This window comes from Aeromonas sp. FDAARGOS 1415, from assembly GCF_019048365.1.
Taxonomy (GTDB): domain Bacteria; phylum Pseudomonadota; class Gammaproteobacteria; order Enterobacterales; family Aeromonadaceae; genus Aeromonas; species Aeromonas taiwanensis.
Genome location: NZ_CP077363.1, coordinates 40,137 through 59,196 on the forward strand (window position 1 = coordinate 40,137; position 19,060 = coordinate 59,196).

Below are 19,060 nucleotides of genomic sequence, written 5' to 3' on the forward strand. Positions count from 1 at the left end.
TTCGTTGCTACAAGCATCGAGGAAGCGATTTTACGCACTTTTATGGCCGACGCCAATCGTTTTTCAGGGTAGATAGCATGACAAGGGTTTCAACTGGTCGACGCAGATGTCGCCCCCCATTCCCTCCCTATACTCGAAGGAGTGCCCAAATACCGACAAGGAGTTCCCCATGTCACTGCCCTCCTTCAAACCCAGCCAGCGCCGACTGCTGGTGGGTTCGGCCATCGCTCTGGCCCTGTTTGCCACCCCGTACACCTATGATTTCAGCCACCACCAGTGGCAGCCGAATCAGGCCTATGCCAAGTCCTGCTTCATTGCCGGTACCCGTATCGTCATGGCCGATGGCAGCGAGCGCCCCATCGAGACGCTGCTGGCCGGTGAAGAGGTACTGGACCAGCATGGCCACCGCAACCGGATCCTGGCGATCGAGCGGGTGCTGCTGGGCGCGCGCAGGCTCTACGGGATCAACCGGCTGGCCCCCTTCTTTACCGCCGAGCACCCCTTCCTGACCACCCGTGGCTGGGCAGCCATCACGCCGGCCATGACCCGCACCGAAAACCCGACCCTGGCCGTGCTGCCGCTCTTTACCGGCATGCACCTGCTGGGCCGGCTGGTCGCCACCAGCGCGGGAGCTCTGGCGCTGGCCCCGCACCCCGCCCTGCTGCTGGTGGAGTCCCTCTGCTGGCTTGACGCTGCGCCCACCACGGCGTTGTTCAACCTGATCCTCGATGGCAGCCACAGCTATATCGCCAATGGGTTGATCGTTCACAACAAGGGTGGCGACGACAGTGGCAGTGACGGCGGCGGTGGTGGTGGTGATAGCGGCGGCGGCAGCCAGGGTAGCGACAACAGCGGTGGCAGTGACGATAGCGGCGGCAGTCACGGTAGCGACAGCAGCGGTGGCGGTGACGATGGCGGCGGCAGTCACGGTAGCGATGACAGTGGTGGCGGTGAGCACGCAGGCGGTGATCAGCATGCAGGAGGCGATCGCCATGCCGGGGGCGAACAACATGGCGGCGGAGAGCGCCACGCCGGTGGGGATCGTCATGGGGGCGGGCGTGGCCTGGGCAACGGCCTCGATGACAACGGCACGGATGCCATCGATGACAATGGCAACGAGATCCGTGGGGATGGCACGGTCGATGACAACGGCGTGGACGCCGTCGATGCCAGCGGCAACAAGCTTAGAGGGGACGGCACGGTCGATGACAACGGCGTGGATGCCGTCGATGCCGACGGCAACAAGCTTAGGGGGGATGGCACGATCGATGACAACGGCGTGGACACCGTCGATGCCGACGGCAACAAGCTGCGGGGAGACGGCACGGTCGATGACAACGGCGTGGACGCTGTCGATGCCAGCGGCAACAAGCTTAGGGGGGATGGCACGGTCGATGACAACGGCGTGGACGCCGTCGATGCCAATGGCAACAAGCTTAGGGGGGACGGCACGGTCGACGATCGCGGTCAGACCCTGACCGATGAGCAGGAGCAAGCCCTGATCCGGCAGGGGTTTGACAGCAAGGTGCAGCCATGAGCCGCCATCTGCTGATCTTTCTGGCGCTGTGGTTGTCCGCCTGCGCCACCCAGCCAGCCGCCCCCCTCTATCACCAGATGGACAAGCGCGACGTGGCGCTGGCCAACCAGGCGCTGGCCGAGGCGCTGCAAACCCGTCCCAAGGGCCAGAGCCTCACCTGGTTCAACTCCGCCAACCGCCACACGGGCAGCGTCACGCCGCTGCGCACCTTTCGCCACCCCAACGGCCTCTGGTGTCGCGACTATCGCGAGCAGCTCTACATAGGCCAGACCAGCCAGCAGTGGCAGGACACCGCCTGCCGCAGCAGGGAGGGCCGCTGGCTGCCCCTGCGAAGCTGACCGTCCGGCTGACAAAAAAAGGGGGGTGACCATGGTCACCCCCCTTTCATTGCTGGCTTGCGTTCGTCAGACCCGGCGATAGGGCAGGTAGACCGGCTCCCACATGTGGCTCAGGATGTGCTGATGCAGATCCTGGCCGATGAGCGGATGGGTAGGGTCGCGGCGCACTATGTCCTTGAGCACCGCGGTCGCCACGTGCACCGAGATGTTGCGCAGCTCGCTGATCCTCGGATAGACGGTGCCCCGGGCGAGATCCGCCTCATCCACGCATTCCGCCAGCGCGAAGGCGGCGGTGGTGAAGATGTCAGGGCTGATCTCGCGGATCTGGCTGACGATGGCGGCCAGCCCCACGCCGGGGAAGATGAAGACGTTGTTGCCCTGGCCGATGCGATAGTCCTGCCCCTCGAAGTGCACGTCCTTGAACGGGCTGCCGGTGGCGACGATGGCGCGGCCCCGGCTCCAGCGGAAGATGTCCTCCGGCAGCGCCTCGCAGTTGGCGGTGGGGTTGGAGAGCGGGAACACCATGGGGCGCTCGCAGTGGGCCAGCATCAGCTGGATGTGCTCCTCCTGGAAGGCGCCACCGGCGCCGCTGGTGCCGAGCAGCACTGTGATGGGCACGTGGCGCAGCACCTCGGTCAGCCCCGCCTTGCCCTGCAGCTCCCACTGGGCCAGCAGCAGGCCCGGCTTGGCGTAGCGGCGCTTGTATTCGTCCAGCCCCTCCCGGTTGTCGCACACCAGCCCCTGGGTATCCAGGATGTAGATGCGATCCCGGGCCGCCTGCGGGTCCAGCCCCTCGCGGATCATCCCCGCGCAGATCTGATCCGCCACCCCGACCCCGCCGGCCCCGGCCCCGTAGACCAGGTAGTTCTGCTGGCCCAGGGTCTCGCCCTTGGACTTGACCGCCCCTATGATGCCCGCCAGCACCACGGCGCCTGTGCCCTGGATGTCGTCGTTGAACGACGGCAGCACCTGCTGGTAGCGGGCCAGGTTGTTGAAGGCATTGGACTTGCTGAAGTCCTCCCACTGCAGCACGGCGTTCGGGAAGTGACGCTTGACCCCGGCCACGAACTTGTCGATGAAGTCGTCGTACTCCTTGCCGCGGATGCGCCTGTGGGGCTGACCCAGGTACATGGGGTCATCCAGCAGCGCCTGGTTGTCGGTGCCCACGTCCAGCGCGATGGGCAGGCAGCAGGCGGGATGGATGCCGGCCCCCAGGGTATAGAGGGCGAGCTTGCCGATGGGAATGCCCATACCGCCCACCCCCTGATCGCCGATGCCGAGGATCCCCTGGCTGTCGGTGACGACTATGATGCGCACCGCCTTGGCGTCCATGTGGCGGGCCAGGGAGCCCATGTCATCGACGTTCTTCTGGGTGATGTAGAGGCCGCGCGGCTTCTGGAAGCGGTGGCTGAACTCCTGGCACGCCTTGCCCACGGTCGGGGTATAGATGTAGGGAGTCATCTCCTCCACGTGGCGCGACAGGAGGGCATAGAACAGGGTTTCGTTGCGATCCTGCAGGGCCCTCAGGTTCTGGTACTTCTCGATGTCGCTGCAGGCGCTCAGGAAGGCCTCATAGACCCGCTCCAGCTGGGCCTCGAAGGTCTGCACCTGGGGCGGCAGCAGGCCGTCGAGCTCGAAGTCGGCCCGCTCCTGTTCGGTGAAGGCGGTGCCCTTGTTGAGGTTGCGATCGTTGAGCAGATCGGTACCCGTCAGCGCGACCGGGCGAAAGTCCTCGCCCTGTGCATCTTTCCACAGCAGATATTGTCCGGTAGCCATAGTCATTCTCTTTGATTTACATGAAGTTGCCATTCGGCAGGAGAGCAAGACTCAGATTGGTGCGGATCATATGACGTTTAGGGATTCGGTTTTGTGAGCTCAGCCATACCCTGCGGCCAAAGCCCCGCCGGCCAGGGTCGGGAGAGGCTTGCTCCGGCGGCGCGCTTGGCGCAAGATCCCCCCGGCCCCTTGCCTGCCCTCTTCACCCCCAGGAGCACCATGAGCATGCCCCAGCCCCCCGCATTTCCCGTTTCCGCCGTCATCCTGGCCGGTGGCCGTGCCACCCGCATGGGGGGCGACGACAAGGGCTGGGTGCCCCTCGCGGGCCGGCCCCTGATCGAACACGTGCTCGAGCGTCTACGCCCCCAGGTGGACGAGGTGCTGATCAATGCCAACCGCAGCGAGGATCGCTACCGGCAGCTTGCCCCCGTCATCCGCGACGAGCATGCCGACTTCCAGGGGCCGCTGGCCGGGATGCTGGCGGGTCTTGCCGCCGCCCGCCACGACTGGGTGCTGTTCGTCCCCTGTGACGGCCCCGCCCTGCCCCGGGATCTGATGGCCCGCTTTCGCGCCGCCGTGACCCCTGATACAGAACTGGTGGTGGCCCACGACGGCGAGCACCTCCAGCCCGTGGTCGCCCTGCTGCGCCGTGCCCTGCTCCCCTCCCTGCGCCAGGCGCTGGCTGAGGGTGAGCGCAAGACCGGGGCCTGGTTTGCCTACCACCGGATGGCGGTGGTGCCCTTTACCGACCAGCCCGATGCCTTCGTCAACCTCAACAGCCCGGACGAGCTCGCCGCCTGGGAGGCGAGGCTGCGGGAAGGGGGCGCGCCATGAGCCCCCTGCCCCTGCTCGGCTTCGTCGCCTGGAGCGGCACCGGCAAGACCACGCTGCTGGAGCGCCTCATCCCCCTGCTCGGCCAGCGCGGCCTGCGCCTCGGGGTGCTCAAGCACACCCACCACGACTTCGACATCGACCGGCCCGGCAAGGACAGCCACCGCCTGCGCCAGGCGGGCGCCGCCCAGGTGATGGCGGCGTCCAGCCTGCGTCACGCCCTGATCCGGGAGACGCCAGAGGGAGAGCCTTCCCTGGCGGCGCTGCTGGCCCGCTTCGATGCCAGCGCCCTGGATCTGCTGCTCGTCGAGGGGTTCAAGCATCACCATTTTCCCAAGGTGGAGCTGTATCGCGCCGCCATCGGCAGGCCCCTGCTCTTCCCCGATGACCCTGACATCATCGCTCTCGTCAGCGACGTCCCCCAGGCCACGGCCCTGCCCCGGTTCGGCTTTGACGATCTGGAGGCCATCGCCGATTTCATCTGCGCCAGGCTGCCCCCGCGCGAGCCCCGCCAGGCACCGCCACCCCTGCGCCTCTGCGCCCGGCTGCTGGCGGCCGTGGCCAATCCGGCGGGGCAAGCCTCTCTGCCCGGCCTCCTCAGCCAAGATGAGACCGGCCTGCTGCTGGTGCGTCCGGTGGACGAGGGCCGCGAGAGCGCCAACTGCCGCATCGAGCTTGCCCCCGGGCACACCGCCCTCCCCCCCGGCGAGCGGGTGATGGTACGTCTGCCCGCAGAGGGGTCTGCATGACGCTTCTTTGCCACTCAGGTCACCTGAGTGGTTGCAACCCAGGTCGTCCCTTTGGTCGATACCGACATCACCACACCGGCCGCCCCCCGAGATAAGAGAGTCCCCTTGCGCCTGAATACGCCCCTCTCCCGCTTCGATCTGTTGATCTACGGTCGCTACCGCATCGTCCACGGCCTGCGCATCGCCCTGGCGTTCACCCTCACCTTCCTGCTGACCCGGGAGCTCAAGCTGCCGGAGAGCACCTGGCCCCTCATCACCCTGGTGGTGGTGATGGGCCCCATCTCGTTCTGGGGCAACGTGCTCTCCCGCGCCCTCCAGCGGGTGGTAGGCACCATCTTCGGCGCGGCCTGCGGGGTGGTGGCCCTCTATCTGGAGCTCTACTCCCTGCCCCTGATGCTGGTCTGGTGCTGCGCCATCATGTTCCTGTGCGGCTACCTGGCGCTCGGCAAGCGCCCCTACGTGGGGCTGCTCATCGGCATCACCCTGGGAGTCATCGTCGGCGGGCTGCCGGGGGACATAGAGACGGCACTCTGGCGCAGCGGCGACGTCATCCTGGGCTCGGTGCTGGCCCTGCTGTTTTGCAGCATCTATCCCCAGCGCGCCTATCTCCACTGGCGCCTGCAGATGCACGACACCCTGCTGCAGGCCCAGCGCATCTACCACACCCACCTCTCCCCCAACGTGCTGGAACGCCCCAAGCTCACTCGGAGCCACGCCCGCCTGCTCGCCAAGATCGTCGGTCTGCGCGCCCTGCTGGCGCCCGCCGTCAAGGAGACGCGCCTTGGCAACCCCCTGTTCGAGGCCATCCAGACCACGATGCGCAACAGCGTCTGCACCCTGGAGATGCTGGCCAACACCCATTGGCGCGAGCGCCAGAGCCACTTCCTGATGCAGAGCCACCCCGGGCTTCGGGCCTGCCAGCAGGCCACCGAGGGGGTGCTCACCCAGCTCGCCCTCATGCTCAAGAGCGGGGATCCCGCCGCCGCCACCCGGGCCATGACCCGCCTGCAGGAGGCGACAGCCGAGGTGTCCCGCGCGCTCCAGGCCGAATCGCCCCGGGAGGGCGGCGTCACCCTCGCCGGCTACCTCTGGCTCAACGTCCAGCTCACCGAGCAGCTCGCCCACCTCCATCGCCTGCTGGGGCTGGTGCTGCAGCCCTATGCCAAGCCCTCGGCCCACCAGGCCTCCTGAGCCCACGCCGACATTCGCCCACAAAAAAGCCCCGCCGAAGCGGGGCTCTTGTTTGATACGAAGTCAGACCGGTGCAAGACGCCCTCAGGCGAGCTTGCGTCCCTCGCGGCTCATCTCGTCCAGCTGCTGACGGGTCAGGGTGGAGACCAGCTTGTCGTCCAGATAGAGGTGCAGCAGCTCGCCCTGCATCTCCCCGCGCATCGTGCCCTGACGGCCGTCCAGATAGTGGATCTCCATCAGCGCGGTGTGCGCGTCCGGATAGTGTACCTCCACCTCGCGGACCCCTTGCGGCAGCATGGCGAGCGGCACCTTGTTGAGGGAAGGATCCAGGTGCTGGTTCACCTTGATGACGGCATCGGCCTTCTGATCCACCAGGGCCGGCGACTTGCCGGTGATGGGGTTCTTGCCGGACCAGAACTCGATGGTGTTGAACACGAAGAGATCCGCCGTCGCCGCGAGGCCATAGACGGGGGAGAGCAGCACGAAGACGCCGGCGCGGCCGTAGCGGTTGTCCACCACGCTGAGGTTGCCCTTGGTCACCATGGAGGAGAGGCCCATCTGGCCCATGCAACCACCTAGCCCCAGGCTCGCCACCATTCCCAGCAGCAGGGCCAGTGCCCTGCCTCTCTGTCGTACTGCAATCATTGTCTACCTGCTCAATCGAAAAAGGAGGCGGCAGCCTAAACAAGTGGCCCGGGCAGGACAATTCACAAGGTGGGCGCCATACAGCCCGGGTTCAGCCTGAGCGTCCGACTGCTCACTCTTTTGGCAATCTGGCCAGCGGCTGTCGCCGGGCCGGCCCTCAGATGGAGAGGGCGGAGACCGTCTCCGAGACCCGGCTCGCCTCCTGGTGGATCTCGGTCATCAGGCTGTCCACGCCAGCGATCTGCTGCTTGCCGAGCTCGGCGCTGCCGGCCACCCCGGCCATGTCATCGGTCACCCGGGCGGTCAGCTCGCGGTTCTTCTGCACCACCTTGGCGATTTCATCGGTGGAGAGGGACGTGCGGGCCGCCAGCTGGCGCACCTCGTCCGCCACCACCGCAAAGCCCCGCCCCTGCTCCCCGGCCCGCGCCGCCTCGATGGCCGCGTTGAGGGCCAGCAGATTGGTCTGATCGGCGATGGCGCTGATGGTCGAGACGATGGCCTCTATGCTCCTCGACTGCTCGTTGAGCTGGCCGATGAGGGCGATGGCCTGATCCACCCGGGTAGCGATGAGGGAGGAGGTCTCCACCACGGCGCGCAGCAGCTCGGCCCCCGCCTGTGCGCTGTGCAGCGTCTCCTGGGCCGTGCTGTGGGCCAGCCTCGCCGCCTCGCGGGTGGCGTGGTTCTGCTCGATGCGCTCGGTGATGTTGCTGGCAAACTTCACCACCCGCACCACCTTGCCGCTCTCGTCCCGGATAGGGTTGTAGGTCGCCTCCAGCCAGATGGGCTGACCCCGGCTGTTGTGGCGCATGAAGAGGCCGGACTTGAACTGGCCCCGGGCCAGCTCCTCCCAGAAATGGGGCTGCTCCCGCAGGAAGGCCTCGTCACAGAAGATCCTGTGGTGCTTGCCCGCAATCTCGCTCATGCGATAGCCCATGACGTCGAGGAAGTTGGCGTTGGCGCTGAGGATGTCGCCGTTCGGGCTGAACTCTATCATCGCCCGGGAGCGGTCCAGCGCCTGGGAGAGTGCCTCCAGATGCTGCAATCTCAGGTGCTGCTCCGTCACGTCGCTCGCGATCTTCACCACCCGGGTCACCCGGCCCTGCTGCCTGACCGGGAAGTAGCTCGCCTCCAGCCAGCGCGTCTCCCCCCGCTTGTTCAGGCGCTCGAAGGTGCCGGACTGCACCTCCCCCTGGCCGAGGCGGCTCCAGAACTGGCGATAGTCGCCGGACTGCGCCCACCCCTTGGGACAGAGCAGGCTGTGGTGCTGCCCCGGCAGCTCGCCGACCCCGTAGCCCATCAGGGCCAGGAAGGGGGCGCTCGCCTCCAGGATGGTGCCGTCCGGCGTGAAGATGATGGTGGCGGCGCCCGTCTTGATCGCCTCGACCACGCCCTGCTCCTCGTCGAGCCGGCTCTGGCAAGCCTGCAACTGCGCCTTGAGTTTGTGATTGAACATGACACTCCTACCTCGTTGACGATCCGAACGGCACCACCGCCATCCCACATAGAGGATATCGGCACCGCGGGCCCCGGGATGAGTGGTCGGATGACCCGGATTCACGGGGGCGCGCAGTGTATAGAAAAGCGGCGGCGCCGCCAAGGGAGGGAGTGTACGCAGCCCGGGGGATCCGGGATCATCGGGACGGGGGAAAAACAGGATCAGGCAGGCGCACACTCCAAGCAGGGGCTCGGGTGCGGCCACCTTACGCCGGAGACGGCCGCCGGGCAAGGCGCCAGCGATCCAGCGCCAGGGGGCCGGCCCCCCAGACAACCAGGGTCAGCAGCATCCAGCCCCACAGCTGATGGTCGTAGAAGCCCCCCGCCCACAGGGTGGGGTAGGAGATCACGGCCATGGCGTTGAAGCCGAATAGCAGCAGGGCCACGGGGCGGGTGAAGAGGCCCGCCAGCAGGAAGAGCGGCAACAGCAGCTCGGTGGCGGTGCCCACATAGGCCGCCCACTGCCAGGGCAGCAGGGGCACCCTGTACTCGAACTCGAACAGATAGAGGGTCGAGTCCCAGCTGCCGAGCTTGAGCCAGCCCGAGCGCAGAAACACAGTGGCGACCCAGAGCCGGGCCAGCAGCAGCACGGCGGCGCTGCCCCAGCACGGGAGACGGGCGACCCATTGAGGGGCCGGGTGGGAGGGAAATTCAGTCATGGTGAAGCTCCAGTTCGACCAGCAGATCCAGGGTGACGAGGGGGGCGAGGTGCTCGGCCATCGCCGCCTCTTGAGCCAGCAAGTAGGCCAGGGGCAGCCCCTGCTGGCAGCCGTGCAGCAGACGCCAGGCGGCGGCATCCAGGGGGATGGGGCCGACCTCGTGCCCAGGGCGTTTTTTTAGCGCCAGCCAGCACGGGGCATCCCCCTCACTGACCGCCTCCCCGCCGTGCAACGCCATGTGCCAGAGCGCCAGCACCGGGTGGCGGCTCTCGAAGAGGGCCATATCCCGGGCAGGGTGCAGCACCAGTTGCGCCCACTGCGCGGGGGGCAGGGCCGCCAGGCGCTCGGCCGGCCAGCGCCGCGTCTCTGGGGCCAGCAGCGAGACCCGTTCCAGCGCCCACTCGAAGCGGGCCAGATCCCCGAGCCAGGGCAGGCTTGCCGTGGTGGGCAAGCCTGCCAGCCAGTCGCCAAAGCCCTCCCCGTAGTGCATGACGCTCCCCTCCCCGAGCGGCTCGGCCAGCACGAAGCCCCGCGCTGCGGCGTCGAAGAAGGTCTCGCCGACCATGGCCCGAACCGCGGGGTAGCTGCTGGCGAGCACCTCGGTCAGGCCGAGGATGAAGTTATTGCGGTGGATCTGCAGCACGGCCTCGGGCGGGAAGCACCGGGAGCGGATCTGCCCCAGAATGGCGTCATCCTCCCCGAGCAGGGCCCGGGCGAACGCCTGTTGCAGGCGGGCCAGCTCAGACATGGACTGGCTCCTTGGCCAGCAGGCTGGCGCTCAGGATCTCGTGGGCCTGGCGGGCCTCTGCCAGCAGCACCGGCAGCGGGGGGATGGCCAGATCCCACTCGATCAGGGTGGGGATGGCGCGCTCCCGGCAGACGCGGTCATAGAGGGCCCATACCGGAGGCGCCACCGGCGCGCTGTGGGTGTCGATATAGAGGGGCCCCTGGGGCAGGTGCTTCTCGGTAAAGCCGGCCAGGTGAATTTCGCCGACCGTGTCGAGGTCGATGGTCGCCAGGTAGTCGTCCACCACCAGGCCGTGGTTGCAGGCGCTCACATGCAGGTTGTTGAGATCGAGCAGGATGCCGCAGCCGCTGCGTCGCACCAGCTCCGCCAGAAACTCTCCCTCCCCCATCTCGGCGGGCAGTTGCAGATAGGAGGAAGGATTCTCGATGAGCAGCTGGCAGCCCAGGGTCTGCTGCACCCGCTCTATCTTGTCGCTCATGTGGGCGAGGGCCGCCCGGGTGTAGGGCATGGGCAGCAGATCGTTGAAGTGGCGCCCGCCGATGCTGCCCCAGCTCAGGTGCTCCGAGACCCGCACCGGCGAGACGGCCACCACCAGGGCCGCCAGCTGGCGCAGGTGGGACGGGTCGAGCGGGTCGGCGGAGCCGAGCGACATGCCGACCCCGTGCAGGCTGACGGGATAGTGCCCGGCCAGCTCAGCCAGCACCTCGGCCCCCCGGCTGTGGCGCTCGAAGTAGTTCTCGCTGTGCACCTCGAGCCAGCCGACCTCCGGCAGGGTCTGGCGGATCTCGTCGTAATGGGGTGGGCGCAATCCGATACCGATCAAGGGATGCATGGCAATGACCTCGGGTGGCAGGATGCCGGGGCGCGAGAATGCCGCCCCCCGGCACCGGGCTTATTTGGGTTGCAGGGAGCCACCCGCCAGCTTCTCGCACAGCCCCTTGGGCACCACCACGAAGGCATCTCCCTGGGCGTCCATCTTGGCGGTACCGGCGCAGGATCCCCCCTTGCTGGCGCAGTCGTTCTTGCCCGCCTTGACCACGCCGTAGCACTTCTCTTTCTCCTCCGCCGCCATGGCCGGCGCGGCGATCATCTGGGCCCCCAGGGCCAGCAGACCCGTCATGGCAGAGGCGATGGCAGTACTCTTTTTCACGTTCATGTCTCTATTCCTTGTTGTCGTGAGGGATGTATCCGGCCCGTGTCGTCCGGCTACGTTCAATAGAACCGGACGAGGGGCGAAAAGATTTCCCAAAAAGGCGGATTCGCTCGCTATTAACAAAAAAGAAAGTGACAAGTCATTGTTTTATAAAAGATGTTACGTGTGAATGAAAACGGTCAACGAAGGGCCCTGGCCTCCGCGTCACCTTCCATCCCCTCCGGCCTCCATCAGGTGGACAGCGAGTTGGACGGGCCCTCCCCCGCCCCTCCTTCCCCGATGGACCGTCAATTGCCTGCCAATCATCTGCCCGGCCTCAGCGCCCGGGCCGCTTGAACGTGAGCGGCTTCACATGCGCCTTGCAAGGTGCGTAAAAATCCTGCTGAGGTAGTCTGTTTTGCAAACAATGGCCCTATAGTGTCATGAGTCCCTCTACCCAAAGGTGTCCCATGAACGCCCCTCGCCCCCCCAGATGCACCCTGTCGCTGCCCATCTTCATCCCCGGCCTGCTCTTCATCCTGGCGTTGCTGGCCATCTGCTCCCTGGCCCCCGAGGCCGCCGCCCGCTTCTTCGGCAACGGCCAGAGCTGGATCGCCGAGCATTTCAGCTGGTTCTACGTGCTGGTGGTCGGCATGTTCCTGATCCTGCTGCTGGTGATCGCCTTCAGCCACTACGGCAACATTCGCCTGGGGCCGGACGACGCCCGCCCCGAGTTCAGCTTCACCTCCTGGCTCGCCATGCTGTTCGCCGCCGGCATGGGTATCGGGCTCATGTATTTCGGGGTGGGCGAGCCCATGAGCCACTACGTCTCGCCGCCCCAGGCGACGCCCCTGACGCCGGTGGCGGCCCGCGAGGCCATGGTCACCACCTTCTTCCACTGGGGCTTTCACGCCTGGGCCGTCTACGCCATCGTCGGCCTGGTGCTGGCCTACTTCGGCTTTCGCTACAACCTGCCCCTGACCATCCGCTCCGGCCTCTACCCCATCTTCAAGGAGAAGATCCACGGGCCGCTCGGCCACGCGGTGGACGTCTTCGCCCTGGTGGGCACCATCTTCGGTATCGCCACCACCCTGGGCTATGGCGTGATGCAGCTCTCGGCGGGGATCACCCGGCTCACCGGCATGGACACCTCGGGGGAGCTGTTCCGCTTCGGCCTCATCGGGGCCGTCATCGCCCTCGCCGGCGTCTCTGCGGTCACCGGGCTCGACAAGGGGGTCAAGCGCCTCTCAGAGCTGAACCTCTTCCTCGCCATCGTGCTCCTGCTGTTCGTGCTGCTGGCCGGCCCCACCCAGTACCTGCTGGGGGCCCTCTCCGAGAACATAGGCAACTATGTGTCGTCTCTCAGCCAGCTCACCTTCCGCACCTTCACCTACAGCGAGACCCGCCAGGCAGGCTGGTTCGGCAACTGGACCCTGCTCTACTGGGCCTGGTGGATCTCCTGGTCCCCCTTCGTCGGCCTCTTCATCGCCCGCATCTCCCGCGGGCGCACCCTGCGCGAATTCATCCTGGGCGTCCTGTTCGTGCCCACCGCCTTCAACCTGCTGTGGATGACGGTGTTCGGCAACGCCGCCATCTGGGCCAGCCAGCATGAGGGGGGCCAGAGCCTCATCGACTCGGTCGGCAACATCGACACCCTGCTGTTCAACTTCTTCGATCTGTTGCCGGGGGCCGACATCACCTCGGCCCTCGCGGTGATCCTCATCAGCGTCTTCTTCGTCACCTCCGCCGACTCCGGGGCCTTCGTCATCGACAACATCGCCACCCAGGGCAAGGAGGGCTCCCCGGTCTGGCAGCGTCTGTTCTGGGCCGTGCTGCTCGGTATCACCGCAGGCACCCTGATGAGCACCGGGGGGCTGGCGGCGCTCCAGTCCATGACGCTCATCGCCGCCCTGCCGTTCGCCTTCATCATGGTGCTGCTCTGCCTCGGCCTGGTGCGCGGCCTGATTGCAGACCGGGAGCACTCGGCCAGACGCCTCTCCCCCGCCACCGATTTCTGGAGCGGCAAGCAGTGGCGCACCCGCATGGATCACCTGCTGCGCCCCTCCACTGAACAGGGGGCCCGCAAGTTCCTCGCCGAGGTTGCCCTGCCGGCCCTGACGGCCCTGAGCCAGGAGTTCGCAGCCCGGGGGATCATCAGCCGGGTCGAGCAGGAGGATGCGGAGCAGTGCCACCTGCTGGTGCCCCAGCAAGGGCGGCGCGACTTCTGCTACGGGGTGCGTATCGAGGCCCGCCCCGCCCCGGCGTTCAACCCCCTGGAGGCGGCCCACAACCACGATCCCGAGGCCCGCATCTTCGAGCCCATCACCTTTTTCGCCGACGGCCGCGCCGGCTACGACGTTCAGTATCTGACCCGGGACGAGCTGAGCGCCGACGTCTTGCGCCAGTACGAGCGCTACCTGGTGCTGAGCCAGGACGAGGGGCAGGATCTGCTGAGCAGCGCGCCGGAACACGCGCCGCCGGAATCCGGGGCCTGATAGGCCCGGCAAGTTGGCAAGGGGCGGCCCCCTTGCCAACCGCCTTGGCAAAAACCGCAACGCCATGATCATCAGCGCCAGCAGACGCACCGATATCCCGGCCTTTTACACCCCCTGGTGGATGAACCGGATAAGGGCCGGTTTCCTGCTCACCCGCAATCCGTTCAATGCCCACCAAATCACCCGGGTGTCGCTGCACCCGGAGGAGGTCGATGCCATCGTCTTCTGGACCCGCCAACCGGCCCCCTTGATGGGGCACCTGGATGAGCTCGATGCCCTCGGCCACCGCTACTACTTCCAATACACCCTGACCGGCTACCCTAGGGCCCTGGAGAGCCGTGTCCCGCGGCCCCATCACGCCATCCAGACCTTCTGCGCCCTGTCAGAGCGGGTCGGCGCGAACAGGGTCATCTGGCGCTACGACCCCATCCTGCTGTGCAACCTGGTCGATCTGGCCGAGCACAAGCGGCTCTTTTACAAGATTGCGGCCCTCCTGGCCGGCAAGACCCGCAGGGTCGTCATCAGCGTGGTCGACCTCTACAAGAAGACGGAGAAAAACCTGAACGCGGTCGAGGGGCTCATCGTGCACGACCTGCTGGGAACGGAATGGGGCAAGGCGCCAGAACACCATGAGGCGCTCGATGAGCTGGCCGCTTTTATGGTGCAGACCGCCACCCGGTTCGACATGACCATAGAGACCTGCGCCGAGGCCGTGGATCTCGCCCATCTCGGCATCCCCCATGGCAAGTGCATCGACGACCAGCTGATCCAGGCGCTGTTCGGCCGCCGGGTCGACGGCAGAAAAGACCCCGGCCAGCGCGAGGCCTGTGGCTGCGTCAAGAGCATCGACATCGGCGCCTACAACACCTGCCTCCATGGCTGCACCTACTGTTACGCCACCTACAGCCAGAGCGCCGTCATCAAGAACCGGCAGCACCATGATCCCCAGAGCCCCTTCCTGATCGGCGGGACAGAGGGGGTGGATGCGCGTCTTCTGGTGGCCGACCCCATTCAGAGACCGCTCTTTTAATCCCTAGGCCCCGATGGCTTGCCGCTGCCGTGATGCGCCCCCAGCCAGCCGTGGCCTGCCCCGTGCCCACGAGCGTGCCCCGCTCCCCCCAAAAAAGCAGGGGGCCTGACGGCCCCCGCACACACACAGGATCAGCACAGCGCCTTATTGGGCGGCGCTGTCCTTCACGCACTTCTGGATAAAGCTGTTCTTGGCCGCCCCGGCGAGCTTCTTGTCGGCGGCAGCTTTTTCGCACTTCGCCGCCGGATCGCTCGCCCCGCCGGTCTTCACGCACTTTTGCACGAAGCTGTTCTTGGCCGCCCCCGCGAGCTTCTTGTCGGCAGCCGCCTTCTCGCACTCGCCGGTCGCGGCGCTGGTGGCATCTTTCACGCACTTGCCGACAAAGCTGGTCTTGGCGGCCCCCGCCAGCTTCTTGGCCGCGGCCTGGGCCTCGCACGCCTGCTGCGCCCCCGAGCCATCGCCCGCCATCGTTGCACTCCGGGCCACCCCCATTCCCATGCCAAACACCGTCACACACAGACTCAAGACCATCAGGATCCGCTTCATATGACCAACTCCCTTCGTTCTATCCATTGTGGTTAGCCCCACTCACGCGGGCCAAACGAGGCACCCTCGCCTCGCTGCACTATAGTCCCCCGGCTTGATGACAACCAAAGTACCGCCGTGCTCGCACAGCCTTCCTTCCCCCTGCCCGCCCCGGCTCCACCAAGAGACGAGAGGCTAGATTGGTGAGCTGGCGCAAAAATCCAGTCGTTCTCTGCGGTTGCGTCAACTTTTGACTGGTTTGCGTATGAGGCTTGAGGCTATGCTGGCCATTCGGCGCCTATAGCACCATCCGGGCCCCGCCCGCTGGTTAATTGAGCGCATTGGAAGCTGTAATCCAGGGGCGGTAGCGTGGGTTTTAAGCAAAGATTTATGCATCTCGCAGCGAAGCCCAATACTCGCACAATGAGTGCTGGCTTCATGATGATGCAAGGTTCTCTAGTCAATTCCATCATCATCGGTGGCCCCTAACGCCACCAATAACAAGTGCGGAAAGCGTGACGTTGAGATACGCCAGACCAAAAGGTCATCAATGATATTTCGGTATGAAGGCCCATATCGGCGTTCATACCAAAAGTGTCCTCACCCACAGCTTGAAGACCAGCTAACGAGCACAACTTTAATCAGGTGGATATCGAATCCATGGCAAGAAAGTGTTTGTCTTCACTGACTTGGGATATCAGGGACCTGAAAGCCGTGTCCAGTTTTATTTGACCACAGCAAGGTGTAATACAGATATGGGATAAGTCAGACAGAAATACCGCCTAGATCAATAGACCACTGTTGACGATAGCTAAAAATTTATAACACAGGAGATAATAACCTATGGCATTACCTTTCATTATTCTGGGTGCCGCAGCAGCGGCAACAGCTTTTGGTGGCAAAAAAGCGTATGACGGCTACCAGAAAAAATCAGAAGCCGATGACGTATTAGATCGCGCTCAGCGCCGTTTTGATAAACATAAAGATAGTTTTGAGACGATCAACAAGACAACATCGGAAAAGCTTTCAGAATTAGGCAGCGCAGAGCTAAAAATAGGCAATGACTTCAATGAATTCAATACAATAGCTATTGATCTTCTTGAGCGAATGGCAAAGGATGGGCATAAAAACCTCAAGCTGACTGTACCAAAGCACAGCATTAATAAGATTCAGAACTTGGCTATTTCGGCAACAGAATACCTGACCACTGTTGTCGGTGCAGGCGTTTCTGGTGCCGCAGCCGGTTTTGCCGTGTACAGCGGTGTAATGGCTTTTGCTGCCGCTTCTACCGGAACGCCTATTGCGGCGCTGTCTGGTGCGGCAGCTTACAATGCCACGATGGCGGCAATTGGTGGCGGTTCGTTGGCCGCAGGTGGTTGGGGGATGGCTGGCGGCGCGATGGTGCTTGGCGGTGCGGTGGTGGCGCCACTGATAGCTATTGCTGGCTGGGCCTACGATAACCATGCGGAAAAAGCACTTAACAGCGCCTACCAAAGCTCCCGTGAAGTAAACACGGCGGTAGAGAAAATGAATGCAGCTGAAGCGCATCTGACAAAAGTACAGCAATATGTAAATAGCATCTATGAGTCGATCACCAGTATGCATGCAGTCTTCGTGCAGCATTACTTTGAACCACTTAAAGCGATGCATGCGGTCATCGTTGAACGTCATCAAAAAAATATCACTACCGAAATTAATGAGTCGGAAGAGATCATGACGCTTATCGACCACGGCTACGAATTAGCCGCCATCATGACCGACGTGATTACCACACCACTTTTCAAACCGGTGACGCAGGAAAACGGCGAAGCCGTTATTGAAGATGGAGTGATCCAACTGCAGACCGACAGCAACGGTATGAATCTGCTTAACAGAGAGGCGCTAGATGAAAAACTGACAGCATCAGCCTCTGATTTCGACTCGTTTTCCTCTCGTATTTAATCGACCCGCCGGGCTAACCAGCCCGGCATTGCTATGGACAGAGCACAATGAACGCAGCCAGGTTTGACTGGGGAGAAGAATTACATCAGACGGTGGTCAAAAGCCTAACAACCTCGTTTGGGTTAGATTTTCTGTTGCTGGAGGATAAGCACGGCGGCGATGTGAATACCATTCACAATGTCCGTCAGGGGGTGTATGCCACAGATGCCGAACGTCAGCTGTATGAACAGCGCGAAGGATATAATTCGCATCATTACCACAGCCACAAAAACTACATCGCCACCAACCGGGCAGGAAAAAAAGCGCATGAGGCCGGAACACTGACTGATACCTATACCGGTGAACATTTTGCAGCCAATGACAAAAAAAATCTCGACCATATTATTTCCGCCCATGAGATTCACAACGATCCTGGGCGTATTCTTGCCGAGCGAGATGGCGCCGACCTAGCTAATGACTCATCTAACCTTACCTTCACGAACGAGTCTATCAATAAGGCGAAGAAGGCGAAAACGATGGAGGCCTTCTTAAAAACGCTGCAAGACCAGCATGCTACCACGACGCAGGAAATTGCTAGATTACGCAGCCAACCAGCACTATCCGAGCAAGAACAGAAGCAACTAAACAAGCTGGAAAATAAAGCTAACGCCGATTTTGAACGTATGAAAGAGGCGGATAAGCAGGCGCGGGAAAAATACAACAGCACTATCAACCAAGAATATTACACCAGCAGCAAGTTTGCGAAGAATGTCGCCAGCGCTACGCTGAACAACGCATTTCGTATGGGAACGCGGCAGATGCTTGGACTGATTCTGGCAGAAACCTGGTTTGAATTCCGAGAACATATTCCTGTGATGTTTGAGAAGCATCGTTACGCATTTGATGCCGGAGATTTTCTGCAGGATGCCACTGAAGTATTACGCGCCGTTTGGGTAAGGGTGCAGACCAAATTTCACACCTTCCTGACCTCCTTTAAGGACGGTGCGATTGGCGGCATGCTGTCCAGCATTACAACTACGCTCTTCAATATCTTCTTTACTACAAAGAAAATGATGGTGAGGCTCATTCGCGAGATGTGGAACAATCTGGTGCAGGCCTTCAAAGTAATGGTCTTTAATCCAGAGGGTTTGGCGCCGGGGCAGTTGGCAAAGGCGGTCAGTAAGCTAGTGGCTGCCGGGGTGGCCGTCGCAGCGGGTGTGGTGATAAACGAAGCATTAGGAAAAATTCTCGTTTTTCCCTTTGGCCCGGAATTGGCCGCCTTCTGCGGTGCGCTGGCGACCGGTATCCTGACGCTAGTGATGAACTATTTTCTTGAACACAGCGCGTTGATGAAAAAAGTCTGGGCTTTTCTGGATACCTTTAAAAATAAGTACCAGAAAGCGCTTGATTATTATCAACAAGTTAATGCCGAACTCGATCGTTACTTACTGGAGCTTTCGGCACTGGAGTTCGCAATAGATTCGTCACAGCTGGCACGCTTTACACTACATCTTAACGCAGTGAATAGCGAAATAAAACGTGGCTTGTTGCTACAAGCCGAGGTCGAGCGCCGTAATATAACGCTACCGTTTGAGGCGGGGAATACTCGTTCTGTACGTAGCTGGCTAAACAAGTTATGACGCTCATTCCGAAGTTCCCCTGCAACCAGTGCGGAGCCTGCTGTCGTCATGTTGATCGCGCTAGTGAAACGCAGTTCCTCGATCGAGGTGACGGTATTTGTCGACACTATCAGATGGAAAAAAAACTGTGCGAAATTTATGAAACGCGCCCGCTTATTTGTCAAATTGAGAAGCAGTATCAGCTTAATTACCAGCAGTATTTTAACTGGCAGGAGTTTATTATGCTGAATCGTGAAGCATGTCTGATTTTGGAGAAATTATAGAGTGGATGAAGATGGGCGCGCTCATGGAACACGGTAAAGCAGCCTTAGCCATCCCTCTCGTATGAGCGAGGCGTGATCCATATGGTT

At 63.0% G+C, this 19,060-nt stretch carries 17 protein-coding genes and 1 pseudogene; 10 read left to right on the plus strand and 8 right to left on the minus strand.

Annotated elements, in window-relative coordinates; all coding sequences use genetic code 11:
* The first annotated feature begins 169 nt into the window (after positions 1 to 169).
* Complete coding sequence (locus tag I6L45_RS00195) at positions 170 to 1,537, plus strand: Hint domain-containing protein (RefSeq protein WP_216983103.1); 1,368 nt, start codon at positions 170 to 172, stop codon at positions 1,535 to 1,537.
* Positions 1,534 to 1,875: an RT0821/Lpp0805 family surface protein gene (locus tag I6L45_RS00200; RefSeq protein WP_216983104.1), complete on the plus strand. Its 342-nt coding sequence runs from the start codon at positions 1,534 to 1,536 to the stop codon at positions 1,873 to 1,875. Before I6L45_RS00195 ends, I6L45_RS00200 begins: the two co-directional genes overlap by 4 nt.
* A 66-nt stretch (positions 1,876 to 1,941) precedes the next feature.
* Here I6L45_RS00200 and I6L45_RS00205 read toward each other — a convergent pair whose 3' ends face one another.
* Positions 1,942 to 3,651, minus strand: coding sequence for an NAD-dependent malic enzyme (locus tag I6L45_RS00205; protein ID WP_216983105.1), 1,710 nt, complete (start codon positions 3,649 to 3,651; stop codon positions 1,942 to 1,944).
* Positions 3,652 to 3,870: 219 nt separating this feature from the next.
* Here I6L45_RS00205 and mobA point away from each other — a divergent pair, with 219 nt between their 5' ends.
* The 3 genes and pseudogenes from mobA to I6L45_RS00220 all read left to right on the plus strand — a co-directional run bounded on the left by mobA (position 3,871) and on the right by I6L45_RS00220 (position 6,422).
* Complete coding sequence (mobA, locus tag I6L45_RS00210) at positions 3,871 to 4,485, plus strand: molybdenum cofactor guanylyltransferase MobA (RefSeq protein WP_216983106.1); 615 nt, start codon at positions 3,871 to 3,873, stop codon at positions 4,483 to 4,485.
* Positions 4,482 to 4,967, plus strand: a pseudogene (gene mobB, locus I6L45_RS20150) (molybdopterin-guanine dinucleotide biosynthesis protein B); the annotation flags it as partial. The gene mobA and the pseudogene mobB, both read left to right, overlap by 4 nt.
* A 369-nt stretch (positions 4,968 to 5,336) precedes the next feature.
* Complete coding sequence (locus I6L45_RS00220) at positions 5,337 to 6,422, plus strand: FUSC family protein (RefSeq protein ID WP_216983108.1); 1,086 nt, start codon at positions 5,337 to 5,339, stop codon at positions 6,420 to 6,422.
* Between the two features lie 84 nt (positions 6,423 to 6,506).
* On the opposite strand, the gene I6L45_RS00225 is transcribed toward I6L45_RS00220, so the two are convergent.
* The 6 genes from I6L45_RS00225 to I6L45_RS00250 form a co-directional block, all read right to left on the minus strand.
* Positions 6,507 to 7,064, minus strand: a complete 558-nt coding sequence (locus tag I6L45_RS00225) for a DUF3332 domain-containing protein (protein ID WP_216984150.1) — start codon at positions 7,062 to 7,064, stop codon at positions 6,507 to 6,509.
* Between the two features lie 160 nt (positions 7,065 to 7,224).
* The gene (locus I6L45_RS20120) at positions 7,225 to 8,520 is read right to left on the minus strand and encodes a PAS domain-containing methyl-accepting chemotaxis protein (RefSeq protein WP_216983109.1); all 1,296 of its coding nucleotides are present in this window, start codon (positions 8,518 to 8,520) and stop codon (positions 7,225 to 7,227) included.
* 247 nt (positions 8,521 to 8,767) lie between these two features.
* Positions 8,768 to 9,220, minus strand: a complete 453-nt coding sequence (locus tag I6L45_RS00235) for a DoxX family protein (protein ID WP_216983110.1) — start codon at positions 9,218 to 9,220, stop codon at positions 8,768 to 8,770.
* A complete protein-coding gene (locus I6L45_RS00240) occupies positions 9,213 to 9,968 on the minus strand; it encodes a DNA-binding domain-containing protein (RefSeq protein ID WP_216983111.1) in 756 nt (251 codons plus the stop codon). The genes I6L45_RS00235 and I6L45_RS00240 overlap by 8 nt, the downstream gene beginning before the upstream one ends.
* Entirely contained in the window at positions 9,961 to 10,800 is an 840-nt protein-coding gene (locus tag I6L45_RS00245) for a DUF692 domain-containing protein (RefSeq protein ID WP_216983112.1), read from the minus strand. Before I6L45_RS00245 ends, I6L45_RS00240 begins: the two co-directional genes overlap by 8 nt.
* Before the next feature lie 60 nt (positions 10,801 to 10,860).
* Positions 10,861 to 11,124, minus strand: a complete 264-nt coding sequence (locus tag I6L45_RS00250; RefSeq protein ID WP_043759054.1) for a DUF2282 domain-containing protein — start codon at positions 11,122 to 11,124, stop codon at positions 10,861 to 10,863.
* A 446-nt stretch (positions 11,125 to 11,570) separates the two neighbouring features.
* Between I6L45_RS00250 and I6L45_RS00255 the strand changes: the two genes are divergently transcribed.
* Both I6L45_RS00255 and I6L45_RS00260 read left to right on the plus strand, forming a co-directional pair.
* A complete protein-coding gene (locus I6L45_RS00255; RefSeq protein WP_216983113.1) occupies positions 11,571 to 13,595 on the plus strand; it encodes a BCCT family transporter in 2,025 nt (674 codons plus the stop codon).
* 13 nt (positions 13,596 to 13,608) lie between these two features.
* Positions 13,609 to 14,625: a DUF1848 domain-containing protein gene (locus tag I6L45_RS00260; RefSeq protein WP_254204355.1), complete on the plus strand. Its 1,017-nt coding sequence runs from the start codon at positions 13,609 to 13,611 to the stop codon at positions 14,623 to 14,625.
* Positions 14,626 to 14,769: 144 nt separating this feature from the next.
* Here I6L45_RS00260 and I6L45_RS00265 read toward each other — a convergent pair whose 3' ends face one another.
* Positions 14,770 to 15,117, minus strand: a complete 348-nt coding sequence (locus I6L45_RS00265; protein WP_367947713.1) for a hypothetical protein — start codon at positions 15,115 to 15,117, stop codon at positions 14,770 to 14,772.
* Positions 15,118 to 15,993: 876 nt separating this feature from the next.
* Here I6L45_RS00265 and I6L45_RS00270 point away from each other — a divergent pair.
* Genes I6L45_RS00270 through I6L45_RS20155 form a run of 3 tightly spaced genes read left to right on the plus strand, consistent with a single transcriptional unit; the run spans position 15,994 to position 18,973 of the window.
* Positions 15,994 to 17,091: a hypothetical protein gene (locus tag I6L45_RS00270; RefSeq protein WP_216983115.1), complete on the plus strand. Its 1,098-nt coding sequence runs from the start codon at positions 15,994 to 15,996 to the stop codon at positions 17,089 to 17,091.
* A gap of 47 nt (positions 17,092 to 17,138) precedes the next feature.
* Positions 17,139 to 18,710, plus strand: coding sequence for a hypothetical protein (locus tag I6L45_RS00275; protein WP_216983116.1), 1,572 nt, complete (start codon positions 17,139 to 17,141; stop codon positions 18,708 to 18,710).
* Positions 18,707 to 18,973 (plus strand): YkgJ family cysteine cluster protein, encoded by a 267-nt coding sequence (locus I6L45_RS20155; RefSeq protein WP_216983117.1) that lies wholly within the window; start codon positions 18,707 to 18,709, stop codon positions 18,971 to 18,973. The genes I6L45_RS00275 and I6L45_RS20155 overlap by 4 nt, the downstream gene beginning before the upstream one ends.
* Positions 18,974 to 19,060 lie beyond the last annotated feature (87 nt).

Coding starts and splice junctions, on each gene's coding strand:
- I6L45_RS00195 (WP_216983103.1), top strand. CDS start 170: ATGTCACTGCCCTCCTTCAAACCCAGCCAGCGCCGACTGCTGGTGGGT.
- I6L45_RS00200 (WP_216983104.1), top strand. CDS start 1,534: ATGAGCCGCCATCTGCTGATCTTTCTGGCGCTGTGGTTGTCCGCCTGC.
- I6L45_RS00205 (WP_216983105.1), bottom strand. CDS start 3,651: ATGGCTACCGGACAATATCTGCTGTGGAAAGATGCACAGGGCGAGGAC.
- mobA (WP_216983106.1), top strand. CDS start 3,871: ATGAGCATGCCCCAGCCCCCCGCATTTCCCGTTTCCGCCGTCATCCTG.
- I6L45_RS20120 (WP_216983109.1), bottom strand. CDS start 8,520: ATGTTCAATCACAAACTCAAGGCGCAGTTGCAGGCTTGCCAGAGCCGG.
- I6L45_RS00235 (WP_216983110.1), bottom strand. CDS start 9,220: ATGACTGAATTTCCCTCCCACCCGGCCCCTCAATGGGTCGCCCGTCTC.
- I6L45_RS00240 (WP_216983111.1), bottom strand. CDS start 9,968: ATGTCTGAGCTGGCCCGCCTGCAACAGGCGTTCGCCCGGGCCCTGCTC.
- I6L45_RS00245 (WP_216983112.1), bottom strand. CDS start 10,800: ATGCATCCCTTGATCGGTATCGGATTGCGCCCACCCCATTACGACGAG.
- I6L45_RS00250 (WP_043759054.1), bottom strand. CDS start 11,124: ATGAACGTGAAAAAGAGTACTGCCATCGCCTCTGCCATGACGGGTCTG.
- I6L45_RS00255 (WP_216983113.1), top strand. CDS start 11,571: ATGAACGCCCCTCGCCCCCCCAGATGCACCCTGTCGCTGCCCATCTTC.
- I6L45_RS00265 (WP_367947713.1), bottom strand. CDS start 15,117: ATGGGGGTGGCCCGGAGTGCAACGATGGCGGGCGATGGCTCGGGGGCG.
- I6L45_RS00270 (WP_216983115.1), top strand. CDS start 15,994: ATGGCATTACCTTTCATTATTCTGGGTGCCGCAGCAGCGGCAACAGCT.
- I6L45_RS00275 (WP_216983116.1), top strand. CDS start 17,139: ATGAACGCAGCCAGGTTTGACTGGGGAGAAGAATTACATCAGACGGTG.
- I6L45_RS20155 (WP_216983117.1), top strand. CDS start 18,707: ATGACGCTCATTCCGAAGTTCCCCTGCAACCAGTGCGGAGCCTGCTGT.